Below are 16,399 nucleotides of genomic sequence, written 5' to 3' on the forward strand. Positions count from 1 at the left end.
TCAATATGCGAAAATTATAATTGAAAGTAAAATAAATGTTAACTTATTTTATTAATACAACTTTATTTCCTTGCAAAGGAGGAATCAATGTGGATATTGAAAAGGAATTAAAAGATAAGGTTGTTGTAATTACTGGTGGTGGAGGAATCTTATGCTCTGAGATGGCAAAGGCATTTGCTAAATATAAAAGCAAGGTAGCAGTATTAGATTTATATAAAGAAAAGACTGAGAAGGTTGTAGAGGAAATTAAAAATAATGGTGGTCAAGCAATAGGAATAGGCGCAAATGTGCTTGATAAAGAATCGCTGGAAAAAGCAAAAGAAATAATTTTAGATACATTTGGTACAGTGGATATTTTGATCAATGGTGCAGGAGGCAATCACGAATCAGCAACTACATCTTCTGAAAAAACGTTTTTTGACTTAAACATTGATGACATTTCAAAAGTCTTCAATTTAAACTTTTTAGGTACCGTATTACCATCTCAAATATTTGGCAAAATTATGGCTGAAAAGAAAAAAGGGATAATAATAAACATATCTTCAATGGCTGCAATTAGACCACTAACTAGAACTATTGCTTATAGTGCTGCAAAAGCTGCTGTCTCCAATTTTACACAATGGTTAGCTGTATATATGAATCAAGAATATTCACCTCATATCCGTGTAAACGCTATAGCACCAGGATTTATAATTACTGATCAAAACAGATATCTACTTATAGACAAAGAGACAGGTGATTTAACCCAAAGAGGACGAAATGTTATAAATGCTACTCCAATGGGTAGATTTGGGATGCCAAGCGATTTAATTGGCATTGTTCTTTTCCTCTGTTCAGAATCTGCTTCTTTTATTAATGGAGCAATAATCCCAGTAGATGGTGCTTTTTCAGCTTATTCTGGAGTTTAAAATAAGTATTTTAAAAAGGCTTCTCTTTTCACATTTACCCATAAATATAAAACCATAACCAATGGACAGGGAGGAGGGATAAAATAGATATGAGAAAAGGATGAGTTAGGGTAAGAAAAAAGAAGGTGTTATTTGTCAAAAAAATGGGATAGCGTTCCGTAGTGTAGAACAAAATAATTACTAAAGATGTGGCCAAAAGAAGATTAAAAAACGTAATTAATGACAGATTTTAGCCTATTGAGTAAATACAAACGAAAAAATTAAATGTGTGAAATCTGAAGAATGTCAATTAAGATTAACATTTGAAAACAAAGAATATGAAAATAAAGGAGGAAGGGAAAAATGAAAAAGATTAGAGTAATATCATTAATAACTGCGATTCTGTTTGCAATAGCAATAAGTGTTTCATGGATTGGGTTCGAAAATTCTAAGGCTCAAAGTAAAGCTCAAAGTAAAGCTAAATATGTAATTAAGCTTAATCACGTTTTAGCACCAACAGAGCCATATCATCAAGGCTTTTTGAAATGGGCTGCAAATGTAAAAAAGAGAACAAATGGTGCTGTTGAAATACAAGTATTCCCAAGTGCACAGCTTGGTGTTGAAGAAGATATTATTGAACAAATTAGACAGGGAGCAAACATAGCACAAAATACTGATGCGGCAAGATTAGGTATGTATGTTCCACAAATAGCAGTTATGAATGCTCCGTACTTTTTAGATAGCATTGAAGAAGTTCAAAAACTAAAGAATTTATCATTAGTTAAAAAGTGGCTAAAAGAATTAGAAGACAAATTTGGAATAAAGGTAATATCATTTAGCTGGGTTCAAGGTTTTAGACATATGCTTACTAACAAACCAATTAGGACTCCTAAGGATTTGAAAGGATTAAGAATAAGAACTCCAGGTGCTCCAATTTGGCAAGAATCAATTAGAGCATTAGGTGCTACACCAGTTGCTATGAACTTTGGAGATGTTTACATGGGAATTCAGCAAAAGGCAATTGATGGTGCCGAACTTGTTTACAGAAACATAACTGGTAACAAACTCTATGAAGTTGCAAAGTATGTAAGTGAAACTAAACATATCTTATTAATAAACTTTATAATAATGAGCAAAAAATATTTTGACAAATTACCACCAGCATATCAAAAAATACTAATCGAAGAATGCGACAAAGCAGGTATTGAGACATCGAAATTAATGGAACAGGAAATTGCTAAAATTAAGCAAGAACTAAAAGCAAAAGGTGTTACAATAGTTGAAAATGTAAATATAAGTGAATTTAAGAAGCTCGGAGAAAATGCTTATAGAAAATTGAATTTGCTGACTGTAAGAAATCAAATATACAGAGAGTTGGGTAAAAAATACTAATATATAAATTATTTCCCCCTGGTTGTTTTTGCAACCAGGGGGAGTAAATTTAAGAAGGGGGATGTAGTGTGAAAAAAATTGACGAAATTGTTTTTAGATGTGAAAAAATTTTGGCACAGATACTTATAATCAGTATGTCAGCAGCTGTTTTTTTAGCAGCTATTGCAAGAACAATTGGAAGACCAATTCAGTGGGGTATTGATTTGGCAACATTTCTTTTTGCATGGTGTGTTTTCATAAGTGGTGATGTTGCTTTAAGAGAAAATAAGCTTATGAATGTGGATTTTTTACTTAAAAAATTACCATACAATGTTAGGAAATGGATTGAAGTATTTAATTATGTAATAATTCTTATATTCTTACTAACACTTATTGTCTTTGGTTTTTATCTTTCCTACACAACAAGATATAGAACATTTCAGGGCATACCTAATTTTAGTTATACATGGGTTACAATAAGTGTTCCAATTGGGAGTCTACTAATGGTGAGAACTGTAGTATTAAAAATAAAAAATTTGCTTAAAAACTAAATAACTTTACGTAAAGAAAGGAGGTTTAGATGTGATATATGCAATTATAGCATTTTTCCTGTTTTTAATATTAGGAATGCCTATAGCTTTTGTTCTTGGAATATCAGGGCTTATTTATTTTCTACTAAACTCAAGTGAATTATCATTAACAGTTCCTGTTCAACTAAGTGTAAGCCAAACCCAAAACTTTTCACTATTAGCAATACCATTGTTTGTATTATCAGGTAATTTATTAAATGAAAGTGGAATAACTAAGAGATTATTGCATTTGGCCTCGGTATTGGCTGGACGACTACCAGCAGGTTTAGCTCAAGCGAATATTGTATTGGCAACATTGATGGGAGGTATTACTGGTTCGGCTATTGCTGATGCATCCATGCAAGCTCGAGTTTTAGGTGAACCCATGGTTGAGAAAAAGTACAGTAGAGGTTTTGTTGCATCAGTTTTAGCATTTGCGTCATTAATTGTTATAGCAATTCCGCCAGGAATCGGATTGGTATTATACGGCACAATAGCAGAGGTATCAGTAGGTAGATTGTTTGCTGCAGGTATTGTTCCAGGGCTTTTATTTGCAATAATTTTTATGATAATTACTGCGATAATAGGGAAGAAAAGAGGATATAAGCCAGAAAAAGATAAGGTAACTTTTGGAGAAGTAATACATACTCTAATAAGATGTATATGGGCATTTTTGTTCCCATTCCTATTAATTTTTGGATTGAGAATGGGTTTATTTACACCATCAGAAGTAGGTGCATTTGCAGTTGTATATGCAATATTAGTTGGTATTTTAGCTTATAGAGAATTGTCATTTAAAAAATTTATGGAGGCGACTGAAAAGACCATTGGTGATATAGGAATGGTTATGTTGATATTAATATTTTCCACAATATTTGGATATGGTTTTACGTGGGAAATGATACCTCAAAAAATGGCTGAAGCTTTGCTTCATTTTACTTCGTCACCAACTATAATAATGCTGATAATGATGTTTATGTTATTTATATTGGGAATGTTTGTAGATTCTACTGCATTGATTTTGCTTTTAACACCAATATTAGCACCTGTTGCAAGAGCAGTTGGAGCAGATATGGTTCATTTCGGATTAATATTGGTATTCAGTGCAGCAACAGGCCTTATTACCCCACCTGTTGGGGCAGTTATGTATATAGTTTGTTCAGTCTTGAAATGTTCGGTAGGTGAATATATAAAAGAAGGATGGCCTTTTATGTTGGCTGTTATACTCGTTCTATTGTTAATTTTATTTGTTCCTAATACAGTGTTAATTATTCCAAACGCAATATTTGGAAAATAATAGGATAAAAAGGGGGAATGTAAATATGAATTTTAAAGATAAGGTGGTCCTAATCACTGGGGCTACTTCTGGGATAGGTAGAACTACAGCAGTTTTATATGCAAAATATGGAGCAAAAGTTGCAGTAAATGGAAGAGAGCTTAATAAAGATAAAAATGGTGAGACAACAATTGATGAAATTAGAAAAATTGGTGGAGAGTGTATTTTTATTCAGGGGGATGTTTCTAAAAATGATGATGCTCAAAGAATTGTAATGGAGACAGTAGAAAAATATGGGAAAATTGATATATTAGTAAACAATGCGGGGATAGTATTACCGGGCAGAGTAGACAACATGTCTGAAGAAGATTTTGATAAAACAATGGCTGTTAATGTAAAAGGAGCCTTTTTGGTTTCCAAATATGCAGTTTTGCAAATGAAAAAACAAGGAAAAGGTGTTATTGTAAATGTTGCTTCAGTAGCGGCTCTTAAGGGGCATACTGATAGAAGTGCTTACAGTGCATCAAAAGGGGCAATTGTTTCATTAACAAAAGCTATGGCTGCTGATTATGTAAAAGATAATATTAGAGTAAATTGTGTTTGTCCAGGCACTACTTTAACTCCTGCAGTAGAAGAAAAAATAGTTAATGCACCTGATCCAGAAGCTATGAGAGCAGCTTTTATTGCAAGACAGCCAATGGGAAGACTTGGTAGACCAGAAGAAATTGCGTTCGCAATATTATTTGCAAGTTGTGATGAAGCAGAGTTTATGAATGGTAGCATAATAGTTATTGACGGTGGGATGACTATATAAGGTGGTACGTGGTGAAGACATATTTGCCACCTAATTTATTACAGAACAAAGAATAAGAAATTCCTGCTTTTTTAGTAAATATTCAAAAAGTTAGGTAGAAAACAAAAATATATGGGAGGATACCAGACTCTTTGAATTACAAATTTTTGAATGGTGTCCTCCCATTCATTGTTATCATTACAGTAATAAGTAAAATCCCATATATCTTTCTATCTTTGAGCTGGTTGAATAAATTCATCTTTTGTTTTTACATGTCTCAGTATAAATCAATAAAAAGTATTCGTCATCTGTCCTATGTGAATTTTCAATTGCACCCATAAATTAAAAACATCTCATTCCACTTCCTTGGCTTTCTTTCGCTTCTACCGTAGAATTCTTCTCCCTTGTCCAATGGTTTTTATTGGGTTTTTCACATTATGCGTTCTTATTTTTATCTTCCTTATTTTCCTTGGTACGCCATTTCTTTTGAGAATGGATTTTAATTGTGTTTTTAATTATTTTAACGTCTATTTTCTAAGTAGATAAAGTGAAAGACGTGTATACTTGAACCCTGTTCTTTGAGACTCCTGAATAATGAAATTTTCAAGTTCATAAGAAAGTTATTTCAAGTTTTAGTCCTTTTTGGTTTGTCCTCAAGAGGACCATTAATTGTTCTTCTTACGATATGTCTTGATACACCCAATATTTTAGCAATTTTTTATACGTTTTTATTATTATTTTGAAACACTTTTCGAACTAATTCTCTTGCTTTTTCAGGAGATATTTTTCTTAGCTCATGATATGGTATAATATTCATAGTAGGCTGCCCTCCCATCCTGATAGTTTTTTGATGTTTCTTTTGAATGGGAGATTACACTTTTTAATTATATTCATTTCAGGAGGGAGGCAGCCTCAATTCTTTTTATTACTCTCACGTTATTATTTTCGTACATCTTTTCGTTGTGGTTAATATCTCTACACCTATTCAAGTGATTTTTAAAATTTTTTATTGCAGACATATAAAACTTTTGTTATAATAAAAACAACGAACAATTTTTCTCTCATAATAAGATAAACATATAATAAATATGGAGAAAGAGAATGAAAGAGAAGTTATATGAATTTCGAGATCCTGTCCATGGTTTTATTTACGTTAGACCTTTGGAGCTCAAGATAATTGATTCTTCTCCATTTCAAAGGTTACGAAATATAAAACAATTAGCATTTTCACATTATATTTACCATGGAGCAGAACATTCAAGATTTGGTCATTCTTTGGGTGTTATGCATCTGGTAACTAAAGCTTTCAATACAGTGGCTGAAAAAACCCAGGCTTTTGATGAAGCAAAAAGAAAATGGTATACTCAAATATTGAGAATAATAGCTTTGGTCCATGACTTAGGACATGCACCGTTTTCACATGCATCAGAAGAACTTTTTCCTGAAGGTTGTACACATGAAGATTATACTTGTTTGATAGTAACACAAACAGAGATTAGTGATTTCATTAAGGAAATTGGCGAGGAATTCAAGAAAAACTATGGAGATGAATATGATATTACGCCTGAATTGATATGTTCGATATATAAGGGAGAAAATATAGAAAATCCTGATTTTATATTTCTCAAAAAATTTATGGACAGTGAACTTGATTGTGACAAGATGGATTATTTATTACGTGATTCACTTTATTGCGGGGTGAATTACGGTAGATTTGATATAGAGAGACTTATCAACACTCTTACAGTTTGGGAAGATGAAGATCATATGTTATATCTTGCAATTGAAAAGGGTGGAATGCACGCTTTTGAGGAATTTGTTCTTGCAAGATATTTCATGTTTACTCAAGTTTATTTCCATAAGACAAGAAGATTTTTAGATAATGCCCTTTTTAATTTTCTGAAGGAAGTTTTGCCAAATGGACAATACCCCAAAGATGTTTATGATTTTTTAAACTATGATGATATGTACATATTTCAACTTATGAAAGATAATATAAGACAAAATAAATGGGCTGAAAGGATTTTAAAGAGAAAAATCATGAGTAAAGTTTATGAGACTCCAGAACATGCTGAGAAAAGAGAGCAAGATATTTTTAATTTTATTAAGAATGAATTATCAGAGAGGATTGGCAAAGAAAATCTTCTATTGGATTCAGCAGATAAACTTATACATCAGATGCCAATAAGATATGAGGTTGATAGTGAAAAAGCAATTCCATTAATTGATGATATAGAAGAAAAGCCTATACCAGTTAGTATAGCTTCTGAAGTAATAAGGAAGATGACAGAGCCTATTAATATAAAAAGAATTTATGTTACTGAAGATAAAAAAGATGAGGCCATAAATATTGTTTCTGGAATACTAAGGAAGATGAGTAGATAAGTTTATTTGAAAAAGGAGGGATAATGGTGGATAGTCAAAAATTATTAAAGCTTTTTGATTTAATAAATGAAGTTTCAGATTTTTGTACACAGTCAGGGAATAAAGTAGGCAAAAAACTAATTCAAAAAATAGTATACTTACTTCAAAGAAAAGGTATAGATTTTGGTTATACTTTCTCTATTCATTATTATGGGCCATATAGCAGCCAATTGGAATTTGACATTCATAGAATGGAACTAAATGGGTTGATAAATATTGAATCAGACGGATATACGCATAAAATAATTCCTGTTGAAAATAGAAAAGATGTTTTAAATTCTAAGGAGACTTTAAACAACAAAGAATTAATAAAAAGCTTATGTAATTTCACTGCAAGAGAACTGGAACTTATTGCTACTGTTGACTATGTTATTAGTCAGATGAAATTAGATAAGCTTGATAATAAAACCGAAAAAATATTAATAGAAAGGATATTCAAATTAAAAGGGAATAAATATTCAGAAGAAGAAATAAAAAATGCAATTGAGTTTTTGATAAAATATAATTTTCTAAAACCTGATAAAATTCAGTAAAGAAAATTATCAGCGGATATAATTCCAAAAAAATGAAATAGATTTGATATTGATTTTTTTTCAAAAAACCATATAATAGAAATTGAGAATAAAAAGTTAAATATCAAGGCGATGGAGTTCGCCTTAAAATGCCACAGGGACTGCCCTGGTTGGCTGATAACTCCTGTCCGTACAAGATGCGGGCAGGAGTTTTTTGCTTTATTAAAGAGTTTAAAGCCTTTTTGAAGGCTTTGGGGGGATGGACCTTGGATATTGTGTATTTTGAAATGATAGAAAACTTCAAAGAAGATAAGTGTATTGTATGCCATCTTAAAAACAAGGCAATGGATAAGTTTTTTGATGACTTTCTGTATGAATCAGTAAACGATTACAACTTACGTGACAAAATAAGAAAAGGGGGAATCTGTCCAAAGCATGCAAGAAAGTTAGAGTCGTTAGGTGATGTGCTTGCCCATGCCATTATATATTCAGACTTGCTAAGTAATTCCAGAAATAGAGACTCTACTGAAATATTGCCATGTAAAAGGAAAACTCAAAGGCAGCAAAATATGTGCATCTTTTGTGAAAAAGAACAAGGCTTTGAAGATACCTACACAAGAGCATTTTCCCACTTTTTTGCTACCCAGCCTCAATTTAAATCTGCATTTGCTGAAAGAGGCTTTATGTGTCAAAGGCACCTAAATCAAGTTTTGGAGAAGACAGCTTCTGTATCTGTGCAAAAGGAGCTTTTGTCAGTTATGGGGGCTAAGATAGTTTACTTAATAGCCCCAGCACATAACATTTTTGATTTTATGTACGTTTAAATTGACAAAAAGGCAAAATTTGATACAATATATGAAGTAGTAATTTTTGAAAGGGCTATAAAAATAAACCTGTGTGAAAGGAGATTAAACAGATGAGAAAAAGGCTGGTTGTTGTCTTATTTATTTTTTTATTTTTACTGATAGGAAAGAGTATTACATATGCTAATAATAGCATAGAAATTACCAATATTGAGTATGGAATTGATAACAAAGTAAATTTGTACAATTTAATTGAGCTTAAGATAACTTTACAAAACAAAAGTCAAGACTACTTCAAGGGCAAAATTTCTGTTGAATGGTGGGAGCCCAAAAATGACGCATTTGCCACTCCGGTAGCTTCAAGACCAAAGGAAAAAAAGTTCAGTTTTTCAAAGGAATTTGAGCTTGCAGCAAATTCAAAAAAGTCTATTATTCTTCCCATGTGTTTTGGCGACATGATATATTCTGCAACATATGTTAAAATTTACAATTCAAAAGGAGATGTGATTTTAAACAAGCAGATAGTCCCGCCTAAGAAAGGATATAATTTGAGCATTGGTCTTCTTTCAGACCAAAAGGATAAAGTAAAATATTTGATAAAGCCATCTCAACAAGCAACAAGCAGTATCACTGTGGTTTTATTGGATAGTTCAAATTTTCCTATAACCTCATCGTTATTAGAGAGATTTGATACCATAATAATTCATAATTATAAAACTTCAAATCTTTCTGCTGATCAATACAGAGCGTTAAAAAATTATATTATTAGAGGTGGCAAGTTAATTATATTCTTGGGAGAAAATTATCAAAAGAATTTGTCAATTTTTAAAGATAACTTTTTAGAAGGGAAAATTATGGGTATTAAAAAGGGAGATATCAGTCTTAATATAGATGAACAACAACTCAATTATACCTCTGTCGTGGTGGATAAAGAAAATTCAGAAGATATTGTCCTGAATGATACAAGATTTGTGGATTTTGTTTTAAAAGATGGAGAAAAGATAAGTCAGTTGCATATTCAGCGAAAGATAATTGGCAATGGTGTTGTGCTGGTAACCTCATTTGACCCATTTGAATTGGACATACCGGCAGAAAAGAGAGATAAATTATTAGGGTTTCTACTACAAAGTTGTTATTCTGAATATTCAAAGCTTTTTCAAGGGATTATTACAAATTCTACCTCTTACTCTTACTCCTTGGGTGTAAGTAACTCAATTTACAATTTAGCAGTAAACGTAAAATGGCCTCAGAATGGTTTGATAATTATTTTGATAGTTATATACATTTTTATAATTAGCTTCGGGAACTATTTGATACTAAAAAAGTTTAATAGACGTCACCTTACATGGCAATTTATATTGTTTGGAAGTATAGTTTGGACAGGAGTTATATTTGGTGTTGCTAATGTGTATAAAATTAAACAGCCAAGCATTACAGAAACAAATTTTATTGTTTACAACACCGACAGGAAAGGATATATAGTGAACAAGTATTACCAGATTTTTACTCCACTTAAGAGTAGCTTTGAAGTTGAAGCTACTGACAGTCAAAAGATAGAGCCATTGGTCAAATCTTTCAAAGCATTTGTTGTGAACTTGGATTATGCAAATGATTTTGAGTATTATCCATGGGAAAAGATTATCTTTAAAAATGTTCCGGCATTTTCTGTAAAGTTTGTAAGGGACTTAGAAACTTATGAACTTCCCAGTCCTTTAGTTGAGATGAAATTAAATTTAAAGGATATTTTAAAACCATCTGTAGAGATAGAAAATAAATCAAACTATGAAATTAACCATTTGTTTGTATTTTTGTCTAACAACATGGCTTATGTAGAGAATCTAAAACCCTATGCTAAGGTTGTAAAGTCCTTTTCAAATATAGGCACTGATATTGCAAATGGAATTAGAAACCAGCTTTATAATTTTAACAAGAACAGACAATTAAACTATATGTACATTAATAGGTTAGTAGACCTTTGTATAACATCAATACCAGAAAATAATTATTCAACTTTTTATGCAATAGGTTATATCAAAAATTTCAATGATTTGCAGTTAAAAGTAAATTCTAAATTGGTGAAAACCAGAGGTGAAGCAATTTTCAGAGTTGACATAAAACCAACGTGGCTTGTTGATGGAAAAATGGTTATTCCTTATGGCATTATAGTTCCGGTAATTATTAAAAATACATTCCAAAATTCAACTTCCTATGGACCGGGTGTTCAAGTATCTTATTATGGAAAAGGAGAGATAGAGATAGAGTACAACGTTGCAAGTGTTTTAGAAGATGTTAAAAAGGTCTCGGTCAGAAATGATTCATTGTATGGGAGAAATAATGTAAATGAATTTATTTACAACTTCAAAAGCAAGAAATGGGATAGAGTTGATTTGAGCAAGGCTATCTTAATTTCAGAAAGTGATTTTGGCAAATATCTTTATAGAGGAAAATTACGCATTAAGGTAGTTGGATTTGATAATTCTTCAGTTGCTACCATTCCTCTTATTTCTGTAGAAGGTGGTGGAAAGTAAAAATGCCGCTTTTGGAGATAGAAGGTTTGACAAAGTTTTATGGGAAGAAAAAGGCTGTTGACAATCTTTCTTTTTCGGTTGAAGAAGGTCAAATATTTGGATTTGTTGGTCCAAATGGTGCTGGAAAAACAACAACAATGAAGATTATGTGCGGGCTTTTAAGAGCAGACGGTGGATGTGTTAAAATTAATGGTATGGACATCTCCAAAAACTTAAGCAAAGTAAAGTCGCTAATTGGTTATATGCCTGACTTTTTTGGTGTGTATGACAATCTTAAAGTGAATGAATATTTAGAATTTTTTGCCCACGCATACCGAATAAAAGGTACAAAAGCTCAAAAGATGATAGATGACCTTCTTGAACTTGTCCGCTTGACAGATAAAAAATATGACTTTGTTGACTCCCTTTCGCGTGGTATGAAACAGAGACTGTGCTTAGCACGATGTCTTATTCACAATCCTTTGCTTCTTGTGCTTGATGAACCGGCTTCTGGAATGGACCCACAGTCAAGAATTGAGATGAAAGAGATATTAAAAAACCTAAAAGATATGGGAAAGACGATTATAATAAGTTCACATATCTTACCAGAGCTTTCTGAACTTTGTACACATGTGGGGATAATAAATCAAGGCAGAATGGTTGCTCAGGGGGATATTGCACAAATTACAATGTTAGCTCATGGTACAAAGAGGATAAAGGTAAGGTTTGTAGAAGACTTTAAAGAGGCGCTTACAGTGTTTAAGGAATTTCCTGCTGTATCAAATGTTCAGGTTATAGAAAATGGGTACATTTTGAGTTTTGACGGTGATGATAATGATATGTTCTTGCTTATAAAAGGCTTGATTGACAGGGGAGCAAGAGTATGTGAAGTAGGACTTGTTGAAGGCAGTTTGGAAGAGGCGTTTATGAAAGCAATTCAAGCAGTTGAAAACTGAGGATTTTATTAGGCAAAGGAGTGGTGAGGCTTTGCAAAGAGTAAATAAATTTTTAAACTCAATATTTGCAAATCCGATTGTTACAAAGGAGATAAAACAAAGAACAAGAAGCATGAAATTTGCTTTGACGCTGGCAGGATGGCTTTTATTGATAACAGTTTTCAGTTTTATTTTTTTGAAAAACTTTGCCAAGGAGTTCGTTGAGGTTGAAATTTATAAAACTAATGCAATAGGCTTTCAGACATTTTTAATTATCCTTTTAACAGCTTTTTTTGGTATGTTAATGGTTATTTTAACCTCACAGGCGATAGCTAAGGAAAGAGAAAATCAGACTCTTGACATTCTTCTTTCAACTACCATGAGCAACTTTGAAATAGTAATAGGTAAGATGATTGCAGCGGCAGGTGAGGTTATAATTCTATTTTTTGCTACCTTTCCGGTATATGCTTTACTTTATCTTTATGGGCTTATGAAATTTCAAGATATATTGGGCATGTTTGTATATATTTTTGTGTTGATTTTATTTTATGGGTCCTTAGGGCTTTTAATGTCCACAGTACTCAAAAAAAGTATTGGTGCAACAGTAGTGGTAATTGTCGTTGTAGTTGTTATAGTATTAATAAGTTACATTTCAGTAGTAGCTTTGTCAGATGTAATAAGTACTTTACCATCTCAGCCGCCAAGGAAGGCTGATTTGATAAAACTTTTGCTTACCTCTTTGAGCCCTCTTTTTGCGTTGGTAGAATATATATTTACCCAAATTGGAAGAAGCGACTTGTTTTTTACGTATAGTTATAAAGTAAAAGGTTACCAAGTTCACTTTTTGCTTTGTTTGATAGGAACATTTATTAACATAGCTCTAAGTAGTTACTTTTTAAATCCTCTAAGAAGAGGGTTTTTCAGAAAAGATACAAGGGCTAAAGGTGTCTGAAAATGAAAGATGGCGGAGATTTGATTTTGGAATTTTTAAAAAGAGTGCAAAAAAGGCAAATGTTTTGCATATTTTTATCTAAGCTCTGGATATTTGTTGTAATTTGTTCTGTGCAGAACTTAATAATAGAGTTTTTGTCAAGAAAAGTGCCAGTGTATTTTAAATGGCATTTTCAAATAGGAATTAGTATATTTCTTTTTCTTGGTTATTTAATTTACATTATTAAAAGCAAACCCTCGCTTGAAAAAACAGCACTCTTGATTGACAGCTTTGGATTTAAAGAGATAATTACAACTTCCTTAGAATTAATTGACAGCTGTGATGAGATTTCTAAGTATGTCAAAAGCTCAGCTGCCCATATAATTAGAAACATAGATTTGAGAAAGGTTATAAAACCACAGCTTGATGTAAGAAAATGGACAGCTGCTCTATTTGTAGTTTTGTCATTTACAGTAATTCTTAGCATTCCCAATCCGAAGATGAAAGAGGCAGAAAGGCTGCACGTTTTTAATGTTGAGAAGAAAAATGAAATAAATAAAATTGAAGGTGTCAAAAAAGAGGTTTTCAAAAATCTAAAACTAAATGGGTTAGAAAAAAGAAAAATAGATGAAATTATCATGAAGATGAAAAAAGAGATAAAAATTGCAAAGTCCAAAGGTGAAATGAACCTTGCAAAGCAGAAGGCGTGGTTTTTGCTTGAAAATTTGAAAAAGGAAAATTTAAAAGCTTCTGTGCTTGTTTCTGCTGCAACCAGGCTTCAAGACTATATTACTAAAGGCAAAGATGCTGGTAAAAAGAGAAATGAATACGTTGCTTTGCAAAATTCTTCAGCTAAAAACAATAGCAAAGATTCAAATTCATCTTTATTAAATGGACAAGATACTACTTGGAAGGATAGTTCCAATAAAAAAGATTCTACTGGGAATTCTAAGACAAAAGCAAGGTCAACAGAAGAAACTGCTGAGAGCTCGGCAAGCAGTTCAAGCTTTTCACAAAATCAAGACAGCTCAACCAGCAGTGAACAGTCAAGTTTCAAAGGGCAACAAGATAGCAATAAAAGTGGGGCAAACACCGAAGGTCAAGGCAGTAAAGAAAGCAGTTCAGAAAATAGCACAAGTAATGGACAAAGCAACAACAATCTACCAGAAGGCAGTGGTAGCCAGATACAGACCAATAACACAGTAAATATGGGCAGTGGACTTGGTGCAGCAATCCCACCGACATCTTCTTTGGTATCACCACCGCAAATTTTTACAAAAAATCTACATGATATAGAGGCTTCAAACCAAGCTGTACTTAATACTGGCAAGGAAAGTGGAAAGCTGGTCCAGAAAGAGGGAGTTGGTGAAAGAGGCCAAAAGCTTAACTTTAACAGTGTTTTTTCAGAGTACAAAAAAGAGGCAAACGAGTATCTTGAAACTGATGAAGTTCCAGCATGGGCAAAAGAGATAACAAAGAGGTATTTTGAAAGCTTAGAAAATTCGAGGTGAGATGGATTTGATTTTACAGAATATTGAATATACAATGGAAGTTTTAAACAAAATAGAAGGTGAAATTACCAAAGTCATAATTGGGCAAAAAGATATTATCAGGAAGGTCTTAATTGCTATCTTCTGCGGTGGAAATGTTCTTTTAGAGGGTCTGCCAGGCGTGGGAAAGACTCATTTGGTAAAGTCAATTGCAAAAGTTTTAAACCTCAAGTTTTCCAGAATACAATTTACTCCTGATTTAATGCCATCAGACATTGTGGGTACAAATATAATTTCCAAAGACAAAGATGGTTTTTTAAATTTTACGTTTCAAAAAGGTCCGATATTTGCCAATATCATTCTTGCCGATGAGATAAACAGAGCAACACCAAAAACGCAATCGGCATTATTAGAAGCCATGCAAGAAAAAACCGTCACTGTTATGGGCACAACTTACAAGCTTGATGAGCCGTTTTTTGTGCTTGCAACGCAAAATCCTCTTGAACAGGAAGGGACATATCCACTTCCTGAAGCACAGCAGGATAGGTTCATGTTTAAAGTGGATGTTCCACTTCCCAGCTTTGATGAGATGATTGAAATTGTCAACCTGACAACTGAAAGTCAAATGCCAGAGCCAAATAAAATAATTGAGGCACAAGAGATAATTCAAATTGGTGAGATAATCAGAAAAGTACCGATTGCAAGGCCAGTTTTGGAGTATGCTGCAAGGCTTGTTATGAGTACACAGCCACATATAGATCAAAATGAGATTGCAAAAAAATACTTGAGGTTTGGAGCAGGTCCAAGGGCTTTGCAGCACATTGTCTTAGGTGCAAAGGCAAATGCACTCTTTGAAGGAAGGCCGAATGTTGCATTTGACGATATTAAAAGTTTGGCTAAAAGCGTTCTTTGCCACAGAATTGGACTTAACTTTGAGGCAATCTCAGAAGGTAAAAAACCTGCTGATATTGTTGAGGAGATTTTGCAAAGTCTTAAAGAATGGTAAAAAAGGTTATAAGCAAAAGTGGTGATATTTTAATGTTTGGCGGACTTGTTGATGACAAGCTTCTTGCAAGTATCAGCAATTTGAAGTTCAAATTTAATATAAGTATAACTTCGCAATTTGAAGGTCAGCAGAAAGCAAAAGGGCGTGGGAATTCCCTTGAGTTCAGTGACCATCGGGAATACATACCGGGTGATGACTTTAGAAAGGTGAATTTCAAGATATATGCAGCAACTCAAAGGCTTTATGTTAAACTTTTTGAGCAAGAAAGACAAACAACATATAATTTTTTTATTGATATGTCAAAATCAATGGACTTTGGTAGCAGCACAAAAAAGGGTGATATGGCAAAAGCGCTTGTTGCATGCCTTTGTTATATTGCTTTGTCGCAACTTGATGGTGTCAATATATTTTTGATCAAAGAGGACCATATTTTGCACTCAGGTCATTTTAAAAGCAAGCAAAGTTTTGCAAAGATTGTAAAGTTCTTGGAGGATGCACAATTTGAAGGTTTGGCAAATTTTGATAATATCAAAAATGTCTTTATTCCGCGAAAAAGTATTTCATTTATCTTTTCTGACTTTTTATTCGAAGGTGCAGAGAATGTTTTGAAAATTCTTTTGAGAAAGTCTTCGTTTGTATATTGCTGTCAGGTGTTAGACAAGCTTGAAGCATTTCCTCAGTTTGATTATTCTTTTTGCGAGCTTATTGATAGTGAAAGTAATAAAAAGGTCAATATTGAGATTTCTGATGCCTTAATAAAACAGTATAAGCATGAACTGAGAAATCTTCAAAAGCTATTGAAAGAGCTGGTTCAAAAAGCAAATGGAAGGTTTTATGAGATTTTGACATCAGATAATCTAAATAAAATCTTGTTTGGGATGGTTGGAGTATAAAA

At 32.7% G+C, this 16,399-nt stretch carries 14 protein-coding genes, 1 pseudogene and 1 riboswitch; of the genes and pseudogenes, 14 read left to right on the forward strand and 1 reads right to left on the reverse strand.

From position 1 onward, the window contains the following. The first annotated feature begins 83 nt into the window (after positions 1-83). From CALHY_RS02555 to CALHY_RS02575, 5 genes are all read left to right on the forward strand, one after another. Entirely contained in the window at positions 84-908 is an 825-nt protein-coding gene (locus tag CALHY_RS02555) for an SDR family oxidoreductase (protein ID WP_041723291.1), read from the forward strand. Positions 909-1,250: 342 nt separating this feature from the next. Next, the gene (locus CALHY_RS02560) at positions 1,251-2,279 is read left to right on the forward strand and encodes a C4-dicarboxylate TRAP transporter substrate-binding protein (RefSeq protein ID WP_013402456.1); all 1,029 of its coding nucleotides are present in this window, start codon (positions 1,251-1,253) and stop codon (positions 2,277-2,279) included. Between the two features lie 68 nt (positions 2,280-2,347). After that, complete coding sequence (locus tag CALHY_RS02565) at positions 2,348-2,809, forward strand: TRAP transporter small permease (RefSeq protein ID WP_013402457.1); 462 nt, start codon at positions 2,348-2,350, stop codon at positions 2,807-2,809. Positions 2,810-2,840: 31 nt separating this feature from the next. After that, the gene (locus CALHY_RS02570) at positions 2,841-4,124 is read left to right on the forward strand and encodes a TRAP transporter large permease (RefSeq protein WP_013402458.1); all 1,284 of its coding nucleotides are present in this window, start codon (positions 2,841-2,843) and stop codon (positions 4,122-4,124) included. Between the two features lie 25 nt (positions 4,125-4,149). Continuing rightward, positions 4,150-4,917 carry an SDR family NAD(P)-dependent oxidoreductase gene (locus CALHY_RS02575; RefSeq protein WP_013402459.1) on the forward strand — a complete coding sequence of 256 codons (768 nt, stop codon included), beginning with the start codon at positions 4,150-4,152 and terminating at the stop codon, positions 4,915-4,917. Here CALHY_RS02575 and CALHY_RS02580 read toward each other — a convergent pair. Further along, positions 4,910-5,713: pseudogene (locus CALHY_RS02580) on the reverse strand (IS481 family transposase). The gene CALHY_RS02575 and the pseudogene CALHY_RS02580 overlap by 8 nt on opposite strands. Before the next feature lie 284 nt (positions 5,714-5,997). Here CALHY_RS02580 and CALHY_RS02585 point away from each other — a divergent pair. The 9 genes from CALHY_RS02585 (at position 5,998) to CALHY_RS02625 (ending at position 16,397) form a co-directional block, all read left to right on the forward strand. Continuing rightward, on the forward strand, positions 5,998-7,281 hold the full coding sequence (locus CALHY_RS02585) for an HD domain-containing protein (protein ID WP_013402460.1): 1,284 nt from the start codon (positions 5,998-6,000) through the stop codon (positions 7,279-7,281). 23 nt (positions 7,282-7,304) lie between these two features. Next, complete coding sequence (locus tag CALHY_RS02590) at positions 7,305-7,853, forward strand: hypothetical protein (protein WP_013402461.1); 549 nt, start codon at positions 7,305-7,307, stop codon at positions 7,851-7,853. A 98-nt stretch (positions 7,854-7,951) separates the two neighbouring features. Next, positions 7,952-8,026, forward strand: a riboswitch (Fluoride riboswitch). Positions 8,027-8,107: 81 nt separating this feature from the next. After that, a complete protein-coding gene (locus CALHY_RS02595) occupies positions 8,108-8,656 on the forward strand; it encodes a DUF6062 family protein (RefSeq protein WP_238524595.1) in 549 nt (182 codons plus the stop codon). Positions 8,657-8,748: 92 nt separating this feature from the next. After that, the gene (locus tag CALHY_RS02600) at positions 8,749-11,163 is read left to right on the forward strand and encodes a hypothetical protein (protein WP_013402463.1); all 2,415 of its coding nucleotides are present in this window, start codon (positions 8,749-8,751) and stop codon (positions 11,161-11,163) included. 2 nt (positions 11,164-11,165) lie between these two features. After that, positions 11,166-12,098 (forward strand): ABC transporter ATP-binding protein, encoded by a 933-nt coding sequence (locus CALHY_RS02605; protein ID WP_013402464.1) that lies wholly within the window; start codon positions 11,166-11,168, stop codon positions 12,096-12,098. A 31-nt stretch (positions 12,099-12,129) separates the two neighbouring features. Further along, positions 12,130-13,029 carry an ABC transporter permease gene (locus CALHY_RS02610; protein ID WP_013402465.1) on the forward strand — a complete coding sequence of 300 codons (900 nt, stop codon included), beginning with the start codon at positions 12,130-12,132 and terminating at the stop codon, positions 13,027-13,029. A 2-nt stretch (positions 13,030-13,031) separates the two neighbouring features. Next, on the forward strand, positions 13,032-14,519 hold the full coding sequence (locus CALHY_RS02615) for a hypothetical protein (RefSeq protein WP_013402466.1): 1,488 nt from the start codon (positions 13,032-13,034) through the stop codon (positions 14,517-14,519). A gap of 1 nt (position 14,520) precedes the next feature. After that, a complete protein-coding gene (locus CALHY_RS02620) occupies positions 14,521-15,504 on the forward strand; it encodes an AAA family ATPase (protein ID WP_013402467.1) in 984 nt (327 codons plus the stop codon). After that, positions 15,498-16,397 (forward strand): DUF58 domain-containing protein, encoded by a 900-nt coding sequence (locus CALHY_RS02625; protein WP_013402468.1) that lies wholly within the window; start codon positions 15,498-15,500, stop codon positions 16,395-16,397. Before CALHY_RS02620 ends, CALHY_RS02625 begins: the two co-directional genes overlap by 7 nt. Positions 16,398-16,399 lie beyond the last annotated feature (2 nt).

This window comes from Caldicellulosiruptor hydrothermalis 108, from assembly GCF_000166355.1.
Lineage (GTDB): Bacteria > Bacillota > Thermoanaerobacteria > Caldicellulosiruptorales > Caldicellulosiruptoraceae > Caldicellulosiruptor > Caldicellulosiruptor hydrothermalis.